Genomic DNA, 20988 nt, shown 5'->3' with positions numbered 1-20988 from the left:
GACGTGACGACGGAGCTGGAGCATCTTGCCGCGCGGCTGCGCGCGTTCGCGCGGGCCAGGGACTGGGAGCAGTTCCACACGCCGAAGAACCTGGCGATGGCGCTGGCGGGCGAGGTGGGCGAGCTGGTGGCGGAGTTCCAGTGGCTCACGGCCGAGGAGTCGGGCAGCCCCGACCCCGGCACGCTGGCCAGGATGCGGACGGAGCTGGGCGACGTGACCCTCTACCTGGTCCGGCTGGCCGACGTTCTGGGCGTGGATCTGGTGGCGGCGGCCCAGGCCAAGCTCGACGACAACGACCGCCGCTACGACGCCGACCTCTATCGCGGCTCGGCCAGGAAGGCGCCGCCGTCGCCGGGCGGAGCCTGAAGCCGCCCCGGGTCGACCGCCGTTCCGGAGCGCGTCGTCGCGCGCACACTGTCGTCCGCGAACCCTTGCGTGCCTGTTCTTCGCCTGCGCTAATTAGGTAAGGCTTTCCTCAGCGCTCGGGAGTAACGGTGTTCGCCAGTTACCTCATCGGACTGCGCGAAGGTCTCGAGGCGGCACTCGTCGTCTCGGTCCTGGTCGCTTTCCTCGTCAAAAGCGACCGCACGGACAAACTCCCTCAGGTCTGGACGGGCGTCGGCGCGGCCATCGTGCTGTCCGTGGGCTTCGGCGCGCTGCTCACCTTCACGGCAGCGCGTCTGGACTACACCGGGCAGGAGCTGTTCGACGCGATCACCTCGCTGCTCGCGGTCGCGTTCGTCACCGCGATGATCTTCTGGATGCGGCGGGCCGCCCGCGCGCTCTCCGGCGAGTTACGCGGCAAGCTCTCCGCCGCGCTCGCGGTGGGCTCGGTGGCGGTGGCGCTGATGGCGTTCCTGGCCGTCGCCCGCGAGGGGCTGGAGACGGCGTTGTTGTTCTTCGCCTCCGTGCAGGGCGCCACCACGACGGCGGCGCCGCTGATCGGCATCAGCCTGGGGCTGCTCACCTCCGTGCTCATCGGCTGGGGGCTGTACAGGAGCGCCGTGCGGATCAACCTCACCCGGTTCTTCACCTGGACCGGGCTGCTGCTGATCGTCGTGGCGGCGGGGATCTTCAAGTACGGCGTGCACGACCTGCAGGAGGCGGGCATCCTGCCCGGGATCAACACCTACGCCTTCGACATCAGCGCCGTCCTGCCCGCCGACTCCTGGTACGGCACGCTGCTGGCCGGCATGGTGAACCTCACCCCGCAGCCCACCGTCGCCGAAATGGCGGCCTGGGCCCTCTACCTCGTTCCCACCCTCTTCCTCTTCCTGCGCCCGCAGCGGGCCGGGTCCGCCCCCGCGCCTGCTTCCTCAGCGCTCTGAACAGGAGCATCATGCGTACCGCAATCCGCCTCTCCTTCGGCGCGTTCGCCCTGGCGGGGCTCGCCGCCTGCGGCTCGGGGACCGCCCCCGCGCCCTCGGGAGCCGCCGCCACCCCGGGCAAGATCACCGTGGCCGCGTCCGACACCGAGTGCAAGGTCGGCGTCTCCGAGATCGCGGCCGGCACCACGACGTTCAGCGTCACGAACGGCGGCAGCAAGGTGACCGAGTTCTACGTGTACGCCCCGGGTGACCGCATCATGGCCGAGGTCGAGAACATCGTGCCCGGCCTGACCAGGGAGCTCATCGCCGAGTTGCCGGCCGGCGCGTACGAGACGGCGTGCAAGCCCGGCATGGTGGGCAAGGGCCTCCGCAACGCGCTCAAGGTGACGGGTGAGCACAAGCCGCTCAACGCCGACGCCAAGCTGGCCGAGGCGACGAAGAGCTACAAGCGTTACGTCAAGTCCCAGAGCGACACGCTGCTGGTGAAGACGCAGGAGTTCGTGGACGCGGTCAAGGCCGGCGACATCGACAAGGCCAAGACGTTGTTCCCGGTGTCGCGTACGTACTGGGAGCGCATCGAGCCGGTGGCGGAGATCTTCGGCGACCTCGACCCGGCGATCGACGCCCGCGAGGCCGACCTGGCCAAGGGCGAGGAGTGGACCGGTTTCCACCGGATCGAGAAGGACCTGTGGATCCACAAGGACGTCAGCGAGAGCGGCCCGATCGCCGACAAGCTGATCACCGACGTCAGGACGATCGTGACGAAGGCCAACGCCACCGACCTGACCCCGCTGAACCTCGCCAACGGCGCCAAGGAGCTGCTCGACGAGGTCGCCACCGGGAAGATCACCGGCGAGGAGGACACGTGGTCGCACACCGACCTGTGGGACTTCGACGCCAACCTCCAGGGCTCCAAGGCGGCGGTGCAGGCGCTGCGGCCCGTGCTGGAGGAGCGGGCTCCCGAGCTGGTCAAGACGCTGGACGAGAGGTTCGCCGCGGCGGAGGCGGCGCTCGGAGCACATCAGAAGGGCGACGGCTGGAGGCTGCACGACGAGTTGTCCGAGGGTGAGCTGAAGACGTTGTCCGACGCGATCAACGCGCTGGGCGAGCCGATCAGCAAGATCGCTCCGATCGTCGCCAAGTAGGAGCGGAGGTAACACGATGGCCGAAGCCAGGGACGCCGGAGAGGACGCGTACGCCGGGCGCGGCGGCCGACCCATCTCTCCTGCCGAGAGGTCCGGGCAGGGCCCCGTGGCGGGCGGGCGGCTCAGCCGGAGGGGGTTGTTCGGGCTGGGCGCGGCGGGCGCGACCGTGGCCGGCGCCGGTGTCGTGGCCGCGAACACGCTGCTCGACGAGCCGCCGGTCGCGCACGCGGCCTCGACCTCCGACCCGTTCCCCTTCTACGGCGCGCACCAGGCGGGCATCGTCACCCCCGCGCAGGACCGCCTGCACTTCGTGGCCTTCGACGTCACCACCGGCAAGCGGGCCGAGCTGCTGGAGCTGATGCAGGAGTGGACGGCCGCCGCGGCCCGGCTGACCCAGGGCAAGGAGGCGGGTTCGTTCGGGGCGGCGGGCGTCGCGCCGGAGGCCGCGCCCGACGACACCGGCGAGGCGCTGGGCCTGCCGGCCTCCGGGCTGACGCTCACGGTCGGGTTCGGGGCGTCGCTGTTCGACGGCAGGTTCGGGCTGGCGGGCCGGCGGCCGGCCGCCCTCGCCGATCTGCCGAAATTTCCGGGAGACAGGCTTATTCCGGAAATTTCCGGTGGCGACATCTGCGTGCAGGCGTGCGCCCACGACCCCCAGGTCGCCGTGCACGCCATCCGCAACCTGGCCAGGATCGGCTTCGGCAGAGTCTCCGTCCGCTGGTCGCAACTCGGCTTCGGCCGTACGTCGTCCACCTCGCGCGCCCAGGCCACCCCGCGCAACCTGATGGGCTTCAAGGACGGCACCAACAACCTCAAGCTGGAGGACACCGACCTGCTCCGCGCGCAGCTCTGGGCCACCGCGCAGGACGGCCCGGCCTGGATGGCGGGCGGCAGCTACCTGGTGACCAGGAAGATCCGCATGACGGTCGAGACCTGGGACCGCACCTCACTCGCCGAGCAGGAGCAGATCTTCGGCCGGAACAAGATCGAGGGCGCGCCGCTGCACGGCAGAGCCGAGTTCGACACGCTGAACTTCGCCGCCAAGGGCGCCGACGGCCGGCCGCTCATCGCCGATGACGCCCACGTACGGCTGGCGCACCCGAGCTTCCACGGTGAGGCGCGCCTGCTGCGCAGGGGGTACAACTTCGTGGACGGCTCCGACGGGCTCGGCCGGCTGGACGCGGGGTTGTTCTTCATCGCCTACCAGCGCGATCCGCGCCGCCAGTTCGTGCCCGTGCAGATGGCGCTGGCCAGGAGCGACCCGCTCAACGAGTACATCAAGCACGTCTCCAGCGGCCTGTTCGCCTGCCCGCCCGGGGTGCTGGACGCGGGAGACCACTGGGGGCGCACGCTCTTCGGGTGATCGGAGTGTCGGCGGGGTCTGGTAGGACATAATCCGTCAGCCCCCCGACCAAGGACACCCCTCCATGATCGAGTACGACACCTACTTCGGCTACCAGCTCCGCTACACGGACCGCTACGCCGGGCTGCCGGTGGCCGAGGTGGCCCTGCCGCCCGACGCGGAGCTGCCGGACGACAGCGGCACGGCCGCGTGGCGGATCAGCGCCAGCGACTGGGGCGGCGGCAGCCCCGCGAGCATGGAGGCCGCCTTCGACGCCTTCTTCGAGCAGGCCGACGCCGCCCGCGTCACGGCGATCGTCATCGGCGAGTGGCCCAGCAGCTTCACGGAGAGCGCCGAGCCCATCGTCGAGCGGCTGACCGCCGAGGCGGCCAGGCTGCCCGCGCTGCGATCGCTCTTCTTCGGCGCGATCAGCAGCGACTATGCCGAGATCTCCTGGATCCGGCAGTGCGACATCACGCCGCTGATGGAGGCGTACCCGAGGCTGGAACGCCTCGACGTGCGCGGCGGCAACGGGCTCGCCCTGCGCCCGGTGCGGCACGAGTCGCTGCGCATGCTCAGGATCGAGACCGGGGGCCTCGACGGCGCGGTGACCCGTGCGGTGGCCGCCGCCGACCTGCCCGCGCTGGAGCACCTGGACCTGTGGCTGGGCGTCGAGGAATACGGCGGCACCACCACGGTCGCCGACCTCGGCCCGATCCTCGGGGGCGGCCGGCTGCCCGCGCTGCGCCACCTCGGGCTGCAGAACAGCGAGATCCAGGACGACATCGCCGCCGCCGTGGCCGCCGCGCCCGTCGTGGCCGGGCTGGAGTCGCTGGCCCTGTCGATGGGCGTGCTCACCGACGCCGGCGCGGAGGCGCTGCTCAGCGGCCAGCCGCTGACGCACCTGCGCCGGCTCGACGTGCACCACCACTACCTCTCCGACGACATGATCCGGCGGCTGGGCGCGGCCCTGCCCGGCGTGGAGGTCGATCTGTCCGGCAAGGAGGAGCCCGACGTCGAGGACGACGACGACGAGCAGTGGTTTTACGTGGCGGTGAGCGAATGAGCCAGCCGATGATCCCCTGCACCAGCCGGCCCGACCGTGATGACACCTACGGCGACGAGTACGCCGGCCTGCCCGTGGCCCCCGCGCCCTGGCCGGAGGACAAGGGGGCGCAGCCGGCGGCCGATGCGGTGGCCTGGCGGCTCGGCGCGAGCGAATGGATTGACGACGCTCCCGACGAGATCGGCGACGTCCTCGACTGGTTCTTCGAGCACGTGGACACCGCGCGGGTCACGGCCATGGTCATCGGCGAATGGGAGGACAGCTACGAGACCGACTCCGGGCCCATCGTCGAGCGGCTGACCGCCGAGGCCGCCAGGCTGCCCGCGCTCCGCTCGCTCTTCTTCGGCGCCATGTCCTCGGAGGAGGCCGAGATCTCCTGGATCCAGCAGTGCGACCTCACACCGCTGCTGGAGACGTTGCCCAAGCTCGAACGGCTGGAGGTGCGCGGCGGCTGCGGCCTCGTGCTGCGGCCCCTCCGGCACGAGTCGCTGCGCACGCTCCGGATCGAGACCGGGGGCCTCGGCAGCCAGGCCGTGCGCGGCGTCGCGGAGAGCGACCTGCCCGCCCTGGAGTTCCTGGAGTTGTGGTTCGGCGCCCAGGAGTACGGCGGCGACGCGACCGTCGCCGACCTCGCGCCGATCATGAGCGGCGCGAGGCTGCCCGCGCTGCGCCACCTGCGGCTGCAGAACGCCGAGTTCCAGGACGACATCGCCGCCGCCGTGGCCGCCGCGCCGGTGGTGGCCAGGCTGCGATCCCTGAGCCTGTCGATGGGCGCGCTCACCGACCTCGGTGGCGAGGCGCTGCTCAGCGGCCAGCCGCTGACCCATCTGCGCCGGCTCGATCTCGACCATCACTATCTCAGCGACGCCATGATGGACCGCCTGGCGGGCGCGCTGCCCGGCGTGGACGTGGTCCTGTCCGACCAGCGCGCACTCGACGACGACTGGCGTTACGTGGCAGTGAGCGAGTGACCGTGCGCTTCGCGGTCGTCGGGACGCCCGGCGATCGGCGGGTCTCCCTGTTCCGCGACGCCGTGGTGGCGCGGGGGCTCGCGGAGCCGTACGTGATCGCCTGGCGGGACGTGCTCGCCGGGCGGGAGATCGGCGCTCCCGAGGGCGCGCTGCTGCGCGTGGACTCGCCGGGCGAGGACGCCGAGGCCGACGCGCTGCTGCGCGGGCCCGGCGATCCGGCGCGGGCCGGCGGGGGCGCGGCCTGGTTCAAGGCGTTCACGGCCGGGCTGGCGCGGGTGGCCGCGATCCCCGGGGTGCGGCTGCTGGGCGACGTCGGGGAGATCGGGGTGATGTTCGACAAGCGGCCCTGCCACGCCGTGCTGGCCGGGGCGGGGGTGCCGGTGCCGCCCGCGTTCGAGATCGGCTCCTATGCCGAGTTGCGGGCGGAGATGGAGCTGCGGGGCTGGTCGCGGGTGTTCGTCAAGCCCGCGCACGGGTCGTCGGCGTCCGGGGTGATCGCGTTCCAGGCGGCCGGCGACCGCGTCAAGGCGGTGACGTCCGCCGCCTGGACGGGTGATGTGTTGTGCAACTCGTTGCGTGTGCGTACTTACACCTGCGGCGATGACGTGCGGCGGATCGTGGACTTCCTCTCCGGCGACGGGCTGCACGTGGAGCGGTGGTTTCCGAAGGCGTCGGCCGGGGGGCGGGTGTTCGACCTGCGGGTGGTGACGGTGGCCGGGGTGCCGACGCACGCGGTGGCGCGGACGAGCCGCACCCCGATGACCAACCTGCACCTTGGCGGCACGCGCGGCGAGCTGGAGCCGGTGCGGTCGCGGGCCGCGCTGTGGGAGCGGGTGATGGAGGTGTGCACGCGGGCGGCGGCCTGTTTTCCCGGCAGCCTGGTCACGGGGATCGATGTGATGATCGGGTCGGACTGGCGGTCGGTGGCGGTGGCGGAGGTGAACGCGTTCGGCGACCTGCTGCCCGGCTTGGGGGATTTTTCAGGACATGGGCGTGACACCTACGCCGAACAGGTCCACGCGGTCCTGGCGGGCGCCTGGTGAACATGAACGCCATCATCGGCGGCCACGACCTCCTCCTGGTCACCCTCGACACCCTCCGCTACGACGTCGCGGCCGAGCTGGCCGACGCCGGCCGGCTGCCGAACCTGCTGCCGTCCGGCACCCGCTGGGAGCGGCGGCACAGCCCGGGCAGCTTCACCTACGCCGCCCATGCCGCCCTGTTCGCCGGGTTCCTCCCCACGCCGGTCGCGCCGGGACCGCATCCGCGCCTGTTCGCGGCCACGTTCCCGGGCAGTGAGAGCACGGCGGGCGGCACGTGGGTGTTCGACGCGCCCGACCTGCCCACCGGTCTCGCGCAGGCCGGCTATCACACGGTCTGCATCGGCGGCGTCGGGTTCTTCAACAAGCTGACGCCGCTCGGGTCCGCGCTGCCCGGCCTGTTCGCCGAGAGCCACTGGGAGCCCGAGTTCGGGGTGACGAACCCCGCCTCCCTGGAGCGCCAGATCGACCGCGCCGCCGAGGTGCTGCGCGGCCGGAGCGAGCCGGTCTTCCTGTTCGTCAACGTGTCGGCGCTGCACCAGCCCAACCACTTCTACCTGCCCGGCGCCACCGGCGACTCGCTGGAGAGCCACGCGGCGGCCCTGCGTTACGTCGACCGGCACATCGGGCGGCTCTACTCCCTCATGCGCCGCCGCCGTCCCTGCCTGGTGATCGTCTGCTCCGACCACGGCACGGCGTACGGCGAGGACGGGCACGTCGGCCACCGCATCGGCCACGAGGTGGTCTGGACGGTCCCCTACACCGAGTTTCTTCTGGAGCACCATGCGGCCCTATGAGGGTTACGTCTACGCCTATCCGCACAAGACCGCGTACCGGCCGCTTGATCCGCGCCCGTCACTCAAGGACGTGTGGGCCGGGGAACGGCCGGGCGCGCTCTACGTGCACATTCCGTTCTGCGAGATGCGCTGCGGTTTCTGTAACCTGTTCACCCGCACCGGCGCCCCCGAGGAGCTGGTCACGGCCTACCTCGACGCGCTCGGCCGCCAGGCCGTCCAGGTGCGGGACGCGCTGGAGGAGACGGCTTTCAGCACGGCGGCGATCGGCGGGGGCACGCCGACCTACCTCAGCGCCCGCGAGCTGAGCCGGCTGTTCGACCTGACCGAGCGGGTGATGGGCGTCGATTTCGGGCGGCTGCCCCTGTCGGTGGAGACCTCCCCCGCGACCGCGACGCCCGACCGGCTGGCGGTGCTGGCCGAGCGGGGGACCACGCGGATCTCGATCGGGGTGCAGAGCTTCGTCGAGGCCGAGGCCCGCGCCGCCGTACGCCCGCAGCGGCGCGCCGAGGTGCGCGCCGCGCTCGACGCGATCAGGGCGGCGGGCGTGCCCGTGCTCAACATCGACCTGATCTACGGCATCGACGGGCAGACTGTCACCTCCTGGCTCTCCTCGATCGAGGCCGCGCTGGCGTGGCAGCCCGAGGAGCTGTACCTGTACCCGCTCTACGTCAGGCCGCTGACCGGGCTGGGCAAACAGGGCCGGGCCTGGGACGACCAGCGGCTGGAGCTCTACCGGGCCGGGCGCGACCGGCTGCTGGCGGCGGGCTACGAGCAGGTTTCGATGCGGATGTTCCGGTTACCCGGGTCGGCGGCGTCCACCGGCTACTGCTGTCAGACCGAGGGCATGGTGGGGCTGGGATGCGGGGCGCGGTCGTACACGAACGACCTGCACTACTCCTTCGAGTACGCCGTCGGCGCGCGGCCGGTGCGCGCGATCATCGACGACTACGTCGGCAGGAAGGAGTTCGACGTGGCCAACGTGGGCTTCGCGCTCTCGGACGGCGAGCGCAGGCGGCGGCATCTGATCCAGTCGCTGCTGCAGGCCGAGGGGGTGTCGCGCAAGCTCTACCTGGAGCGCTTCGGCACAGACGTCCTGACCGACTTCCCGCTCGGCGAGCTCGCCGAGGTCGGTGGCCTCGCTGGACTCGGCGGGTGGCTCGTGGTGGAGCCGGACACCGTCCGGCTCACCGCCGAAGGGCTGGCCTACTCCGACGCGATCGGGCCCTCCCTCTTCTCCTCCGAGGTCAGGGGGCTCATGGAGACGTACGCGGCATGTTGACCATCCTCTATCGTGGCCCCCTCGCGAGCTGCGACTACGACTGTTCCTACTGCCCGTTCGCCAAGCGGCGCGACACGCCCGAGCAGTTGCGCGCCGACCGGGCCGCGCTGGAGCGGTTCGCGGGGTGGGTGGCCGAGCAGCCCTTCCAGGTGTCGATGCTGTTCACGCCGTGGGGCGAGGGTCTGGTCAGATCGTGGTACCGCCGTGCCCTCGTGGAGCTCTCCTGGTTGCCGAACGTCACCAGGGTCGCCATCCAGACCAACCTGAGCTGCCGCACCGGCTGGTTGTCGGAGGCCTCCGACCGGGCCGCGCTGTGGGTGACCTACCACCCGACGCAGGTGCCGTACGACGGCTTCCTGGCCAAACTCGGCTCCCTTCCGGTCCGCCACAGCGTCGGCATCGTCGGCGACCCCGCGCACCTGCCGCACGCCCAGCGGCTCCGGGCCGACCTGCCCGCCGGGACGTATCTGTGGGTCAACGCCGAGGAGGGCCGGCATTACACCGACGACGAGGCGGCCTCATGGTCGGCCATCGACCCGCTCTTCCACCACAGCCGCTTCGCGCATCGCAGCGCCGGGCTGGCGTGCCGCACGGGCGACAGCGTGATCTCCGTGAACGGGGACGGCACGGTGCGGCGCTGCCACTTCGTCCCGGAGGTGCTGGGCAACCTGTACGACGGCTCGTACCGGGAGACGTTGCGACCGCGCCCGTGCCCGGCCACGGCCTGTGACTGCCATATCGGATATGTGCACCTGGAACCACTCGGCCTCTACGACGTCTTCACCGACGGCGTCCTGGAACGCATCCCCACCCTCTGGCCAACCTGACACCCGACACATGACCCATAGCGATGTGCGAACTGTCACATTGGGCACTACTCGTGGGTGGCGGCCGTGAGCCAGTGGTACTCATGATCACAACACTGGCAATCGGAAGGATATGTGTGCGTACACGTAAGCTGGCGACCCTCCTGGCCGGCGCGGCCCTGGCTTTCACCACCACGCTGGTGGCGGGCGCCGCCCCGGCCAGCGCGGCCGGACCCTGCGGCAGCAGCTATTCCCGGGTCGGCGTCTACAACATCGGCGTCCAAAAGTACGGGTACCGTACGGGCATTCTGGAGGTGTACTACAGCTCCAGCACCGGCAAGAACTGCGCTCTTACCTACGGCGACGGCCCCTACGCCGGCACCACGAGCTGGAAGGGCGTCGTGATCTCAAGAGGCGATGGCAGCGGGAAAGTCACCGACGCCGGCGATTACAAGTACTACGCCGGTCCGGTGTACGTCTCGGCGCCTGGCCAGTGTATTGACGTAGAGGGAATCTCACCGTCGTGGACGAGCGTCAAGCTCAACAACGTGCACTGCGGCTGAACCTCTGGTGACCAGACAGGGTGCCCTCCAGCGGGGATGTGGAGGGCACCCCACGCAGGGCACTGCGTGGCAGGTTGCCCGGCCTTGAGCCTGGCGTACGGCGGCTTCGGGGTCATCGCCCCGGCCGGTGGTGGTGGCGAGCCGCTCCCAGGTCAAGGTCGTCGTCAGTCGGCCACCACCCGGTAGGAGCCGGGCCCCGACCGGCCCTCGCGACAGCGCGCTCAGGGGCCGGCGGTTTCCGGCCGGCAGCGGCGCGGCTGAGGCCCAGCGAGGTCATCAGCGGTGGCGGGCTCGGGAGGCTGCGGCGTGGGCGCGGTTGGCGCAGCGGGTGGAGCAGAACTGGCGCTTGCCCGGACGGCTCCGGTCGACGAAGGCGTCCAGGCATGGACTCGCCGCGCAGAGCCGTAGCCGTTCCCAGTCGCCTGAGGCGGCGAGGTCGAGAAGCTCGGCGACGGACCGCACCGCGAGCCGGTTGGCCAGGCTGGACCCGTCCGGGGTGGTGACGCGCAGTCGGGGCGCACCGGCCGATTCCGCCACGGCCGCGCGCACCGGCAGCTCGCCCACCCACCGCGCCAGGGCGCGGGTCCGCTCGGGCGGGCCGGAGAGCAGCAGGGTACGCAACCGCGCCCGCACCGCCCGCACCGCATCGAGATCACCCACGCTCACCCCATCGCCCTCAGAGGCCGTTCCAGGTGCCGCACCGCCACCCTCCAAAGCCGTCACCGGCGGCGGTTCGCCCAGTTCATGGCAGAAGCGGCGCAGCGCGGCCACGTTCGCCAACCGTTCCGGATCGTCCAGGTACTCGTCCCACGTGTTGGCCAGATCGATCGCTACAAGACCCGTCTCGGCGAACTGGCGCATGCGTCCTCCTCCTGTTACCGTCACGACTATGACAACAATAACCCCTGACAGGAAACTGGCCGTTCTGGACGCCCCTTCCAACCTCGGTCTCCGCCCACCCGCACCCGACACCGTCCCCGGCTGCTACAAGGCGCCATGGGCACTGCGGAACACCGGCCTCATCCAGCGCCTCGGCGCGAGCGACGCAGGCGTCCTGGTGCCGCCCCGTTACGTGGCCACCTGGCAGCCGGGCGACGGCGTCCGCAACGGCCCGGCGATCGCCGGCTACGCGCGCCGGCTGGCGGACCGAGTGACCGGGATCAGGGGCGCGGGCGGGTTCCCCGTCGTGCTCGGCGGTGACTGCTCCATCCTGCTCGGCCCCGCCCTGGCCCTGCGAAAGGCCGGGCGGTATGGGCTGGCGTACCTGGACGCGCACGCCGACTTCCGGCATCTCGGCAACTCCCCGCACGTCGGCTCGGCGGCCGGTGAGGATCTGGCGCTGGTCACCGGGCGGGGTGACGGCTACCTGGTGGACATCGACGGGCTGCGGCCGTACGTACAGGACGAGGACGTGATCGTGCTCGGGGTGCGGGACGAGGAGGATCTGCGGGACATCGCGGATAGCGGGCTGGCGTTCATGCCGGGTCGTGAAATTTCGGTGGAAGCCGCGAGGAAGGTGCTCGAAAGGGATGAGCTCGACGGGTTCTGGATCCACGTGGACGCCGACGTGCTCGACCCCTCCGTGCTCCCCGCCGTCGACTCCCCCACTCCCGGCGGCCTCGACGCGGCCCAGCTCACCGACGTCCTGACCGGGCTGCTCAGCCTGCCGGGAGCCGCCGGTCTGCAGGTGACGATCCTGGACCCGGACCTGGACGACGAGGACGGCAGCCAGGCGGAGCTGCTGGCCGACATCATCGTGTCGGCGCTGAAGGCTTAGCGCATCGCGTACGCGCTCGCGCTGGACTGGCCGGCGCCGTTCACGGCCGTGATGGAGGTCCAGGCGCCCGAGGGCACGTACGGAGCCCAGGCCGACTCCAGCCGCTCCTTCCCGTACCACTCCTGCGCCACGGAGACCTCCCCCGCACCCCCGGGAGCGAACCGCAACGTGCCACCGCGCAGGTTGTAGCCCTCGACGAGGATGCCCGCGCGCCCGTTCAGCTCCTTGCGGACGGCGTTGACGATGATCGGCTGCTGCCATCCGGCCGCGATGTCGTCGGCCAGCGAGGGCGTGTCATGACCAGCCTGACAGGTGAAAAACGGATCCCACCCATAAGAGATGATTTTTCCGGCATAGGGCCCAGTCGCCATCACCTGCCGATCAAGCCGCTCCTTCGTCGTACGCCCCCGCAACGGCATCGGCTCGACCCGCCCGCACTCCCCATCCGCCTGCGTCGGCTCGAACCCCTCCACGTTCACCCACATCTCCACCCCGTCAGGCACCCGCCGGCCCGCCGCCTCGATGTAGTCCCGGGTGGCCCCGTAATAGGCCTGCCCATAACTCACCTCCCCCACAACAGGCACTAACCGCTCATCAACCCGGGCATCCCCCTCCTGAACCCCGTACACCGGCACCTTCCCCGTCCCCCGCCCATCCTGAACGGCGATGGCCATCGGCGCCCCGGCCCGCGTGCCCGCGATGTCCGCCATCCCCTCCTCCACCTGCTCAGGCGGGAACCCGCGCCCTCTCCGCGCGTCGATGTACGGGCTGACCAGGATCTTCTTGCCCGGCAACGCGGCGGCGACCACCGCGTGCTGGGCCGCGTACAGCGCGATGATCGGATCCTGCTCCGATCGCGCCCGCATGGCCAGCTCGAACGACTGATACACCCCGCCGAACGCCGCCGACCCCCCGAACCGCGCCCGGTAGTCGGCGAGCACCCGCGAGGTGAAGGCGTTCAGCGCGGCGAGGTGCGCCAGATCGGGCTCCCACGACTTGCCGGCCAGTTGCGGCGCGGCCGGCAACCCGGGAAAGACCGTCATCCCGTACGCCGCCGCCTCCGTCATCAGGTTGCCCAGCCCGTCGCCGTCGGTGGCGACGAGGACGAGATCGTGCACCGGCGCGTCGCAGGACCGCGCCAGCGACACCCGGTAGAAGACGCGGCCCTCGCTCTCGATCCGCCGGTCGATCCCGGAACACCGCAGCAGCCCCGCCCCGAACTCCTCGCTGCTCGTGTAGCTGTAGACCTGCCGGATCCGCTTCCCGGCGACCTGCGCGCACGGGAGCCCGTCCTCCCGGCAGCCGGCCACGTCGGGATCCTCGCCCACGCTGAACCTCGGCCCGAACGTGACGAGCGTGTCCCCGCCGATCGCGTGGATCGCCTCGACCATCCGCCGCGACACGCACGGGTCCGCGCGCGGCATGACCCAGTAGCCGGTGACCGCGTACGGCGCGACGACCCGCTTGTCGCGTGCCTGGCACCCGTCGTGGTCCTCGGCCTTGTCCCCCGAACGGTCCGGCATGACACAACCCACCACGAAGGCGACCGCCACAACGATCCACAGGACCCGGTGCACCCACACCCCTTCCACCGCCACCCACACCCTACGCATCGATCCCTGCCCTGAGCCGGGCCGCGAAGGCGTACTTGAAGGGAGGACGACCCCGGTGTCACCCAGCGTGACCTGATCAACGACAATGGCGAACAAGGGGGAGAACATCGTGCGTATCGATCTCAGCGGCAAGACCGCGCTGGTCACCGGCTCGACCCAGGGCATCGGCGCGGCCATCGCCACCGGCCTGGCGCGGGCGGGGGCCCGCGTCGGCGTGAACGGCCGCAGCGAGAGCTCCGTGGCGGCGGCCATGGAACGCATCGAGAGCGAACGGCCGACCAGCGACCAGCCGGACGACGAGCGGACCGGCGGCAAGGGGACCGGCGGCGTGCGGGGCGGTGACGAGCGGACCGGCGGCAAGGGGACCGGCGGCGTGCGGGGTGGCGACGAGCGGCCGGTGAACGGCGGGCTGGTCGCGGTGCCCGGCGACCTCGCCACGGACGAGGGCTGCGCGCGGGTGCTGCGCGAGCTGCCCCACGTGGACATCCTCGTCAACAACCTGGGCATCTTCGGGGCCAAGCCCGCGCTGGAGATCGGCGACGACGAGTGGCGGCGCTACTTCGAGGTCAACGTGATGACCGGGATCCGCCTCACCCGCGCCTACCTGCCCGGCATGATCGAGCGCGGCTGGGGCCGGATCCAGTACATCGCCAGCGACTCCGCCATCGTCACCCCCGTCGAGATGATCCACTACGGCATGACGAAGACGGCGCTGCTCTCCGTCTCCAGGGGGTTCGCCAAGGAGGCGTCGGGCAGCGGGGTGACGGTCAACTCGGTGATCGCCGGCCCGACGCACACCGAGGGCGTCGAGGACTTCGTTTATCAGCTCGTGGACAAGAGCCTGCCGTGGGAGGAGGCGCAGCGGGCGTTCATGCGCGAGCACCGTCCCCAGTCGCTGCTCCAGCGTCTGATCGAGCCGGAGGAGATCGCGAACATGGTCGTCTATCTCAGCTCCCCCCTCGCCTCGGCGACGACGGGCGGCGCGCTCCGCGTGGACGGCGGCTACGTCGACGCGATCCTGCCCTGAACCCGAGAGCCTGGCCGAGCAGATCCGGAGCGGTGCGCTGCCGCCGAGGCAGGCGCTCCCGTCGCAGGCCAGGCCGGCTCGCGACTACGGCGTCAGCCGGGAGCGCGGCCGCAAGGTGATCCAGTTGCCGGAGGCGGGCATGGTGGAGACGGCACGCGGACGCGGCGCCTTCGTCAGGCCGGTTGTCTGAGGATCAGCTCGGCCACCCGGCGGGGCAGGCCGGGCGAGAAGAACGCGTGGCCCATCCCGGAGACCGTCTCCAGCCGCGCGTGTGGGATCGCGGCGGCGACCGCCTCGCCGTGGGCCGGCGGCAGGATCGGGTCCTCGGTGCCGTGCACGACCAGCGTCGGCGCCTTGATCGAGGACAGCGGCGCGCGCCGGTCCTCCGTCATCAGCCGTCCGGCCCTGTCGTGGTTGAGCGCCGCGGCGGGATCGGCGGCGCGGTCGTAGGACTCCGCGATGAACCACCGCGCGGCGTCCTCATCGAACGGCAGCACGTCGCCGTTCAGCTCGCGCCAGGTGTCCAGGTTGGCGGCGATGTGCTCCTCGCGCGTGGTGCGCGGCATGGCGGCCGAGCGGACCAGATGCTCCAGGAATCGGGGCACGGGCGGCGGCAGGTCATCGGGGTCGGGCTCCTGCCCGGCCAGCGCCCGCGCCCACGCGGGGCCCGCGTCGGCGCCCATCGGACCGGACATGATCACCGTCAGCGCGGTCACGCGCTCCGGGCGGTGCACCGCCAGCCACTGGCCGATCGCGCCGCCCAGCGACGCGCCCACGACGTGGGCGGCGGCGATGCCGTACCCGTCGAGTACGGCGAGCGCGTCGGCGGCCATGTCGGCCAGCGTGTACGGGTGGGCGGCGAAGTCCACGCAGCTCGACAGCCCGGTGTCGCGGTGGTCGAACCTGATGACCTGCCGCCCGCCGGCCACGAGCGTCTCCGCCAGTTCGTTCGGCCAGCCGATGCCCGGCGCGGAGGTGCCCATGACGAGCAGCACCGGGGGGTCCGCGGGATCGCCGAATCGCTCGGTCCACAAGTGTAATTCTCCGGAGAGGACGAATTTCTCCTCTGTCGCAGTCATGGCCGCCAATATAGCAATTAGCGCGCGTTTATCAATAAGTGCGGAATTCAATTATTCGTGGTATAATACTAATTACCAGGACCGAGTGGACACAGGCGAGTCGGCCGGATGAGCACGCGGTACGGCTTTGGCTCGCGTACCGCCATCAAGCCGATCCTCCCCTGAAAGAGAGCGTCCGCTCCCACGCTCGGGGGATGTGCCCGGCGAGGCCCCCGGCCAGCCTTGACCCCATGATCTTACAAACGCTGCTGGCGAGCGCCCTGGCGCTCGCCCCACTCAGCGCCCCCGCCCACCGCCCGCCGCCCATCACCTGGCACGACTGTCCCGAATACTCCGACGACGTGCTGCGCTCGCTGGGCCTCGGGGACGCGGACCTCCCGGCGTTCAGGAGCCTGTACGAGCGGACGGAGTGCGGCAGGCTCAGCGTCCCCCAGAACTACGGCGACCCGGACGGCAAGCAGATCACCATCGCCCTGACCAGGCTGAAGGCCACGAAGAAGCGGATCGGCAGCCTGGCGGTCAACCCGGGCGGCCCGGGCGGCAGCGGCTACCTGATGCCGATCGACCTTGTCATGTCCGGCGTGGCGCTGAACGACCACCACGACCTGATCGGTTTCGACCCCCGGGGAGTCGGCTACAGCACGAAGGCCCAGTGCCCGGGAGGCGGGCCGGAGCGACCGCCGCCGGGGCCCGTCACGGAGGAGGCCGCCAGGAAGGTCTACGACCAGGTGGTCGCGGGCAACCAGGCGTGCGGCAGCTCGGATCCGGGCTTCCTCGGGCAGCTCACCACGGCGAACACCGCCCGCGACCTCGACCGCGTCCGCGCCGCGCTGGGCGAGCAGCAGATCAGCTTCTTCGGCGTCTCCTGGGGCACCTGGCTGGGCACGGTGTACCGCGATGTGTTCCCCGCCAGGGTGCGCCGCATGTGGCTGGACAGCGTGGCGCTGCCCACGCCCCGGCTGGACGTCTTCACCGAGGGACGCGCCAAGGCCACCGATCACGTCTTCCAGCGGATGGCGGCGTGGATCGCGGAGCGGGACGGCACGTACGGGTTCGGCACGACCACGGCGCAGGTGGTGGCGGCGCTGACCGAGTTGCGCCGGTCGTACGACGCCCATCCGCTGACCTTCACCGACGTCGAGCTCACGGTGGACGGCGCGCTCATCGCCGACGCCGCCGGCCAGCCGAGCCCGGCCTGGCCCGAGGTGGCCGAGGTGCTGCACGAGCTGGTGGGCGCGACCGGCCCCACCGCCCCGCCGGCGATCAAGCGCATCTTCGACGAGGGCGAGCGCCCGCCGCCGCCCCCCGGCACGCCCGAGCGTAACAACCCCGTGGCCAACGCCGCCTACCACTGCAACGAGGACACCGGCTCGCGGACCTTCGAGGACGCCTGGAACGCCTACCAGCGGCGGCTGGAGAGCTATCCGGTGACGGGCGCGGCCTCGATCTTCTTCCCGAGGTGCGCCGGCTGGCCACTCCCGGCCCAGCCCGTCGCCCTGCGGCGCGGCGGCGGCTCGCTGATGTTGTCGGGGCATCTGCACGAGAGCCCGTCCCCGTATGAGTGGACGCTGCAGACCCGGGCGGCCGTCGGTGGCACGGTCGTGACCATCGACGACGACGTGCACGGCTCGGCGCTCCGGGTGCCGGGGTGCGCGGCGAAGGTGGTCGCCTACTTCGACACCGGCCGGTCCACCAGCACCTGCCCGGGAGTCCCGGTCCCGGCGGCCGCCACGGGAAAGGCCCTATCTCATTATTCACTGGTCCAGCCTGAATAGCTGTCAGGACCAGCGAATAGACCCTCATGGCGATAGGCCGGTCCATTCACGGTGCGCCCGATCTCAAATCGTGACGCACAACCGTCACCTAGATCACATGCACACCACGTGCCCTCTTTGCACACACATTCAGATCATGTTAGATGGGGGGTAAGCAGAGAGGACCAAAGTGACGCTGATTCTCGATGGCGTCTTCGTACGGCGGCGCGGGGAGACCTGGCTCGACGACATTCGCCTGGAATTACCGAATGGACTGACCACGCTGGTCGGCCCGATGGCCGCTGGGAAAACGACGTTGATGCGCGTCGCCGCCGGTCTGCTCCCGCCGGATTCGGGCCGTGTGCTGGTCGGCGGAAAAGACGTCACCACCATTTCCGTGCGAAAGCGATCGGTCGCCTTCGTCTATCAGCAATTCATTAACTATCCGTCGCTGACGGTCTACGAGAACATCGCCTCCCCGCTCCGCCTGGACCCCGAGTTCCGGGGCGGCGCGCAGGTCGACCGGCGGGTGCGGGAGGTCGCCGAGCTCATGGGCATCACGGGGCTGCTCGCCCGCCGGCCCGCCGAGTTGTCGGGAGGCCAGCAGCAGCGCACCGCCATCGCCCGGGCGCTGGCCCGGCCGGTGGACGTGCTGCTGCTCGACGAACCCCTCGCCAACCTCGACTTCAAGTTACGCGAGCAGCTCCGCGCCGATCTGAAGAGCATGTTCGCCGCCTCCGACGGCGTGGTCCTCTACTCCACGGCCGACCCCAACGAGGCGCTGACGTTCGCCGCGCCCACCGTGGTCCTCGGCGAGGGCCGGATCCAGCAGATCGGCGACGTCGCCGACATGTACGCGCACCCGCCGACGCTGGCGGTGGCGGCCACGCTCAGCGATCCGCCGCTCAACCTGCTCCCCGGCATCGTCCAGGACGGCCGGATCGAGTGCCTCGGCACCTCGTTCCCCGCGCCCCGCGCGCACGCCCCGGGCCAGCACGTCATCCTCGCCGTCCGCCCCCACCAGGTCACCATCGGCCGCGACGGCCCCGGTGCGCTGGAGCTGCCGGCCGAGATCAGGCTGGCGGAGGTGACGGGCAGCGCGACGTTCCTGCACCTGCTGCTGCAGGGCACCCGCCACCTGGTCGCCCACCTGCCGGGCACCCAGCTCTTCACGCCGGGCGAGTCCACGGTCGCCTACGTGGATCCCGCGCACATCTTCGTCTTCGACGAGACCGGGGGCCGCCTGCTCGCCACCAGCGCCGCGGAGGTCGACCTGCATGGCTGACATCCGGCTGGACGGCGTGGGCCACAGCTACGACGGGGGCGAGACGTGGGCGCTCAAGCCGATGACGTGGACATGGCAGAGCGCACGGGCGTACGCGCTGCTGGGTCCGAGCGGCTGCGGCAAGACGACGCTGCTGAACATCATCTCCGGGCTGCTCACGCCCACCGTGGGCCGGGTCTGGTTCGACGACCGCGACGTGACGGACGTGCCCCCGGCGGGCCGCAACATCGCGCAGGTCTTCCAGTTCCCGGTCCTGTACGAGGAAATGTCGGTGTACGACAACCTGGCCTTCCCCCTCCGAAACCGGAAATTTCCGAAAAAGGAGGTAGACCTGCGTGTCCGCCAGGTCTCCGAGCTCCTCGGCCTCGACCAGGTCCTCCGCCGCCGATCCCGCCGGCTCGACCCGGGCCGCCAGCAGATCGTCAGCCTGGGCCGCGGCCTGGTGCGCCCCGAGGTGGCGGCGGTCCTGCTGGACGAGCCGCTCACCGTGGTGGACCCGGCGCTGAAGTGGACCCTGCGCAGCAAGCTCAAGGAGATCCACCGCGACACCGGCCACACGCTGGTCTACGTCACGCACGACCAGACGGAGGCGCTGACGTTCGCCGACGAGGTGGTGGTGCTCAACGAGGGGGCGATCGTGCAGACCGGTGAGCCGGCGGAGTTGTTCCTGTCGCCCGCGCACGAGTTCGTCGGGCACTTCATCGGCTCGCCCGGCATGAACATGTTGCCCGCCGAGGTCGTCGGCGACGTCGTCCGCGTCGGCCAGGCGGACGTGGGCCTGGTCAGCGCGGACGACGTCGGCGGCGAGCTGCCGCCGGGGCCGGTGCGGATCGGGGTGCGCCCCGAGTTCGTGCGGATCTCCGGCGCGCACACCTCCCCCGGCGTGTCCGCCCAGGTCACGGGCGTGGACCGGATGGGCGCCTACGACCTCGTGCACGCCCGGGTCGGCGAGCACGCGATGATCGCCAAGACCGAGGCCGGCTCCTCCTACGTGCCGGACGCGGTCGCGTTCCTGCACTTCCCCGCCGAGCGCACGTTCCTGTTCAGGGACGCGGTCAGGTGCGGGTCCCTCGCCCCGCTCGGCGGAAGGGGGCAGCGGTGACCGACCAGCACACCGTCGCGGGCAGCCAGGTGAGCGGCGAGGTCGTCACCGCCGCGCCCGCCGAGGCCAGGGAGGAGGCCCGCCCGGAGCTGAAGCGCAAGGACAACCGGGCCTGGTGGCTGGTCCTGCCGGTGGTCGTGTCGGTGGCGTTCACGGCCGTGATCCCGCTGATGACCGTGGTCAACTTCAGCGTCCAGGACGTCTTCAGCCCCACCGACCGGGTCTTCGTCGGCCTGGACTGGTTCTACGAGGCCCTGCGCAACGAGGAGAACCGCGCCGCGTTCGTCCGGACGTTGTCGTTCTCGGCGCAGGTGCTGCTGGTGGAGATCCCGCTCGGGGTGGCCATCGCGGTGGCGATGCCGCGGCGCGGCTTCTGGGTGTCGGTGGCGCTGGTGCTGGTCGCGCTGCCGCTGCTCATCCCCTGGAACGTGGTGGGCACGATCTGGCAGATCTTCGCCCGCGCCGACATCGGGCTCGGCGGCTGGACGATCAACAACGTGCTCGGCGTCGGCTTCAACTACACCCTCGACTCCACCGACGCCTGGATCACGATCCTGCTCATGGACGTGTGGCACTGGACGCCGCTGGTGGCGCTGCTGGCCTACGCGGGGCTGCGCTCGATCCCCGAGCCGTACTTCCAGGCGGCGCAGATCGACGGCGCCTCGGGCTGGTCCACCTTCCGCCACATCCAGCTTCCCCGGCTGCGGGGGGTGCTGACGATCGCGATCCTGCTCCGGTTCATGGACAGCTTCATGATCTACACCGAGCCGTTCGTGGTGACGGGCGGCGGGCCGGGGAACGCGACCTCGTTCCTCAGCATCCTGCTGTCGAAGATCGCCGTCGGCCAGTTCGACGTGGGCCCGGCGGGCGCGTTCTCCCTCATCTACTTCCTGATCGTGCAGATCCTCTGCTACGTCTTCTTCACCGTGCTGACCAGGTCGGGGAGGTAACGCGATGGCCCGGCACACCGGACGGCGGCTCCCCTGGGCCCGTGCGGTCTTCTGGCTCTACGTG

21 protein-coding genes are annotated in these 20988 nt (G+C 70.9%); 18 read left to right on the top strand and 3 right to left on the bottom strand.

Annotated features, from left to right (window positions below):
* Window positions 1-3: 3 nt before the first annotated feature.
* From ACWD0F_RS17605 to ACWD0F_RS17555, 11 genes are all read left to right on the top strand, one after another.
* Window positions 4-366 carry a nucleotide pyrophosphohydrolase gene (locus tag ACWD0F_RS17605; protein WP_449876548.1) on the top strand — a complete coding sequence of 121 codons (363 nt, stop codon included), beginning with the start codon at window positions 4-6 and terminating at the stop codon, window positions 364-366.
* A gap of 128 nt (window positions 367-494) precedes the next feature.
* Complete coding sequence (gene efeU / locus ACWD0F_RS17600) at window positions 495-1328, top strand: iron uptake transporter permease EfeU (protein WP_449876546.1); 834 nt, start codon at window positions 495-497, stop codon at window positions 1326-1328.
* An 11-nt stretch (window positions 1329-1339) separates the two neighbouring features.
* Entirely contained in the window at window positions 1340-2473 is a 1134-nt protein-coding gene (gene efeO, locus ACWD0F_RS17595; protein ID WP_449876544.1) for an iron uptake system protein EfeO, read from the top strand.
* Window positions 2474-2489: 16 nt separating this feature from the next.
* Window positions 2490-3836: an iron uptake transporter deferrochelatase/peroxidase subunit gene (gene efeB, locus ACWD0F_RS17590; protein ID WP_449876542.1), complete on the top strand. Its 1347-nt coding sequence runs from the start codon at window positions 2490-2492 to the stop codon at window positions 3834-3836.
* Between the two features lie 64 nt (window positions 3837-3900).
* A complete protein-coding gene (locus tag ACWD0F_RS17585; RefSeq protein ID WP_449876540.1) occupies window positions 3901-4881 on the top strand; it encodes an STM4015 family protein in 981 nt (326 codons plus the stop codon).
* An 8-nt stretch (window positions 4882-4889) separates the two neighbouring features.
* Complete coding sequence (locus tag ACWD0F_RS17580; protein WP_449876538.1) at window positions 4890-5852, top strand: STM4015 family protein; 963 nt, start codon at window positions 4890-4892, stop codon at window positions 5850-5852.
* A complete protein-coding gene (locus ACWD0F_RS17575) occupies window positions 5849-6895 on the top strand; it encodes an STM4014 family protein (protein ID WP_449876536.1) in 1047 nt (348 codons plus the stop codon). Before ACWD0F_RS17580 ends, ACWD0F_RS17575 begins: the two co-directional genes overlap by 4 nt.
* A 2-nt stretch (window positions 6896-6897) precedes the next feature.
* Entirely contained in the window at window positions 6898-7689 is a 792-nt protein-coding gene (locus ACWD0F_RS17570; protein WP_449876534.1) for an STM4013/SEN3800 family hydrolase, read from the top strand.
* Entirely contained in the window at window positions 7676-8968 is a 1293-nt protein-coding gene (locus tag ACWD0F_RS17565; RefSeq protein WP_449876532.1) for an STM4012 family radical SAM protein, read from the top strand. Before ACWD0F_RS17570 ends, ACWD0F_RS17565 begins: the two co-directional genes overlap by 14 nt.
* Complete coding sequence (locus ACWD0F_RS17560) at window positions 8962-9795, top strand: STM4011 family radical SAM protein (protein WP_449876530.1); 834 nt, start codon at window positions 8962-8964, stop codon at window positions 9793-9795. The genes ACWD0F_RS17565 and ACWD0F_RS17560 overlap by 7 nt, the downstream gene beginning before the upstream one ends.
* Before the next feature lie 116 nt (window positions 9796-9911).
* On the top strand, window positions 9912-10337 hold the full coding sequence (locus tag ACWD0F_RS17555; protein ID WP_449876528.1) for a spore-associated protein A: 426 nt from the start codon (window positions 9912-9914) through the stop codon (window positions 10335-10337).
* 276 nt (window positions 10338-10613) lie between these two features.
* Here ACWD0F_RS17555 and ACWD0F_RS17550 read toward each other — a convergent pair whose 3' ends face one another.
* Window positions 10614-11198 carry a CGNR zinc finger domain-containing protein gene (locus ACWD0F_RS17550; protein ID WP_449876527.1) on the bottom strand — a complete coding sequence of 195 codons (585 nt, stop codon included), beginning with the start codon at window positions 11196-11198 and terminating at the stop codon, window positions 10614-10616.
* Between the two features lie 28 nt (window positions 11199-11226).
* Between ACWD0F_RS17550 and ACWD0F_RS17545 the strand changes: the two genes are divergently transcribed.
* Window positions 11227-12114, top strand: a complete 888-nt coding sequence (locus ACWD0F_RS17545) for an arginase family protein (RefSeq protein ID WP_449876525.1) — start codon at window positions 11227-11229, stop codon at window positions 12112-12114.
* Here ACWD0F_RS17545 and ACWD0F_RS17540 read toward each other — a convergent pair.
* Window positions 12111-13727, bottom strand: coding sequence for a hypothetical protein (locus ACWD0F_RS17540; RefSeq protein WP_449876523.1), 1617 nt, complete (start codon window positions 13725-13727; stop codon window positions 12111-12113). The two genes, ACWD0F_RS17545 and ACWD0F_RS17540, sit on opposite strands and share 4 nt — an antisense overlap.
* Window positions 13728-13836: 109 nt before the next feature.
* Between ACWD0F_RS17540 and ACWD0F_RS17535 the strand changes: the two genes are divergently transcribed.
* Together ACWD0F_RS17535 and ACWD0F_RS17530 are read left to right on the top strand one after the other, a co-directional pair.
* Complete coding sequence (locus ACWD0F_RS17535; RefSeq protein WP_449876521.1) at window positions 13837-14754, top strand: SDR family NAD(P)-dependent oxidoreductase; 918 nt, start codon at window positions 13837-13839, stop codon at window positions 14752-14754.
* On the top strand, window positions 14672-14944 hold the full coding sequence (locus ACWD0F_RS17530; RefSeq protein ID WP_449876834.1) for a GntR family transcriptional regulator: 273 nt from the start codon (window positions 14672-14674) through the stop codon (window positions 14942-14944). Before ACWD0F_RS17535 ends, ACWD0F_RS17530 begins: the two co-directional genes overlap by 83 nt.
* Here the strand turns inward: ACWD0F_RS17530 and ACWD0F_RS17525 are convergent.
* Window positions 14928-15833 carry an alpha/beta fold hydrolase gene (locus tag ACWD0F_RS17525; RefSeq protein WP_449876519.1) on the bottom strand — a complete coding sequence of 302 codons (906 nt, stop codon included), beginning with the start codon at window positions 15831-15833 and terminating at the stop codon, window positions 14928-14930. The two genes, ACWD0F_RS17530 and ACWD0F_RS17525, sit on opposite strands and share 17 nt — an antisense overlap.
* A 230-nt stretch (window positions 15834-16063) precedes the next feature.
* Between ACWD0F_RS17525 and ACWD0F_RS17520 the strand changes: the two genes are divergently transcribed.
* The 4 genes from ACWD0F_RS17520 (at window position 16064) to ACWD0F_RS17505 (ending at window position 20924) form a co-directional block, all read left to right on the top strand.
* Complete coding sequence (locus ACWD0F_RS17520) at window positions 16064-17608, top strand: alpha/beta fold hydrolase (protein WP_449876517.1); 1545 nt, start codon at window positions 16064-16066, stop codon at window positions 17606-17608.
* A gap of 169 nt (window positions 17609-17777) precedes the next feature.
* Window positions 17778-18872 carry an ABC transporter ATP-binding protein gene (locus ACWD0F_RS17515; protein ID WP_449876515.1) on the top strand — a complete coding sequence of 365 codons (1095 nt, stop codon included), beginning with the start codon at window positions 17778-17780 and terminating at the stop codon, window positions 18870-18872.
* A complete protein-coding gene (locus ACWD0F_RS17510) occupies window positions 18865-19974 on the top strand; it encodes an ABC transporter ATP-binding protein (RefSeq protein WP_449876513.1) in 1110 nt (369 codons plus the stop codon). Before ACWD0F_RS17515 ends, ACWD0F_RS17510 begins: the two co-directional genes overlap by 8 nt.
* Window positions 19971-20924, top strand: coding sequence for a carbohydrate ABC transporter permease (locus tag ACWD0F_RS17505; protein ID WP_449876512.1), 954 nt, complete (start codon window positions 19971-19973; stop codon window positions 20922-20924). Before ACWD0F_RS17510 ends, ACWD0F_RS17505 begins: the two co-directional genes overlap by 4 nt.
* The last annotated feature ends 64 nt before the right edge of the window (window positions 20925-20988 follow it).

It is taken from the genome of Nonomuraea sp. NPDC002799, assembly GCF_053592075.1.
The sequence above is the reverse complement of the archived record's forward strand: the minus strand, read 5'-3'. Positions and strand labels throughout refer to the sequence as shown.

Excerpts from the sequence above, each read along its gene's own strand:
- efeO (WP_449876544.1), top strand. The coding sequence starts at position 1,340 with ATGCGTACCGCAATCCGCCTCTCCTTCGGCGCGTTCGCCCTGGCGGGG.
- efeB (WP_449876542.1), top strand. The coding sequence starts at position 2,490 with ATGGCCGAAGCCAGGGACGCCGGAGAGGACGCGTACGCCGGGCGCGGC.
- ACWD0F_RS17585 (WP_449876540.1), top strand. The coding sequence starts at position 3,901 with ATGATCGAGTACGACACCTACTTCGGCTACCAGCTCCGCTACACGGAC.
- ACWD0F_RS17580 (WP_449876538.1), top strand. The coding sequence starts at position 4,890 with ATGATCCCCTGCACCAGCCGGCCCGACCGTGATGACACCTACGGCGAC.
- ACWD0F_RS17570 (WP_449876534.1), top strand. The coding sequence starts at position 6,898 with ATGAACGCCATCATCGGCGGCCACGACCTCCTCCTGGTCACCCTCGAC.
- ACWD0F_RS17565 (WP_449876532.1), top strand. The coding sequence starts at position 7,676 with ATGCGGCCCTATGAGGGTTACGTCTACGCCTATCCGCACAAGACCGCG.
- ACWD0F_RS17560 (WP_449876530.1), top strand. The coding sequence starts at position 8,962 with ATGTTGACCATCCTCTATCGTGGCCCCCTCGCGAGCTGCGACTACGAC.
- ACWD0F_RS17550 (WP_449876527.1), bottom strand. The coding sequence starts at position 11,198 with ATGCGCCAGTTCGCCGAGACGGGTCTTGTAGCGATCGATCTGGCCAAC.
- ACWD0F_RS17545 (WP_449876525.1), top strand. The coding sequence starts at position 11,227 with ATGACAACAATAACCCCTGACAGGAAACTGGCCGTTCTGGACGCCCCT.
- ACWD0F_RS17540 (WP_449876523.1), bottom strand. The coding sequence starts at position 13,727 with ATGCGTAGGGTGTGGGTGGCGGTGGAAGGGGTGTGGGTGCACCGGGTC.
- ACWD0F_RS17525 (WP_449876519.1), bottom strand. The coding sequence starts at position 15,833 with ATGACTGCGACAGAGGAGAAATTCGTCCTCTCCGGAGAATTACACTTG.
- ACWD0F_RS17520 (WP_449876517.1), top strand. The coding sequence starts at position 16,064 with ATGATCTTACAAACGCTGCTGGCGAGCGCCCTGGCGCTCGCCCCACTC.
- ACWD0F_RS17510 (WP_449876513.1), top strand. The coding sequence starts at position 18,865 with ATGGCTGACATCCGGCTGGACGGCGTGGGCCACAGCTACGACGGGGGC.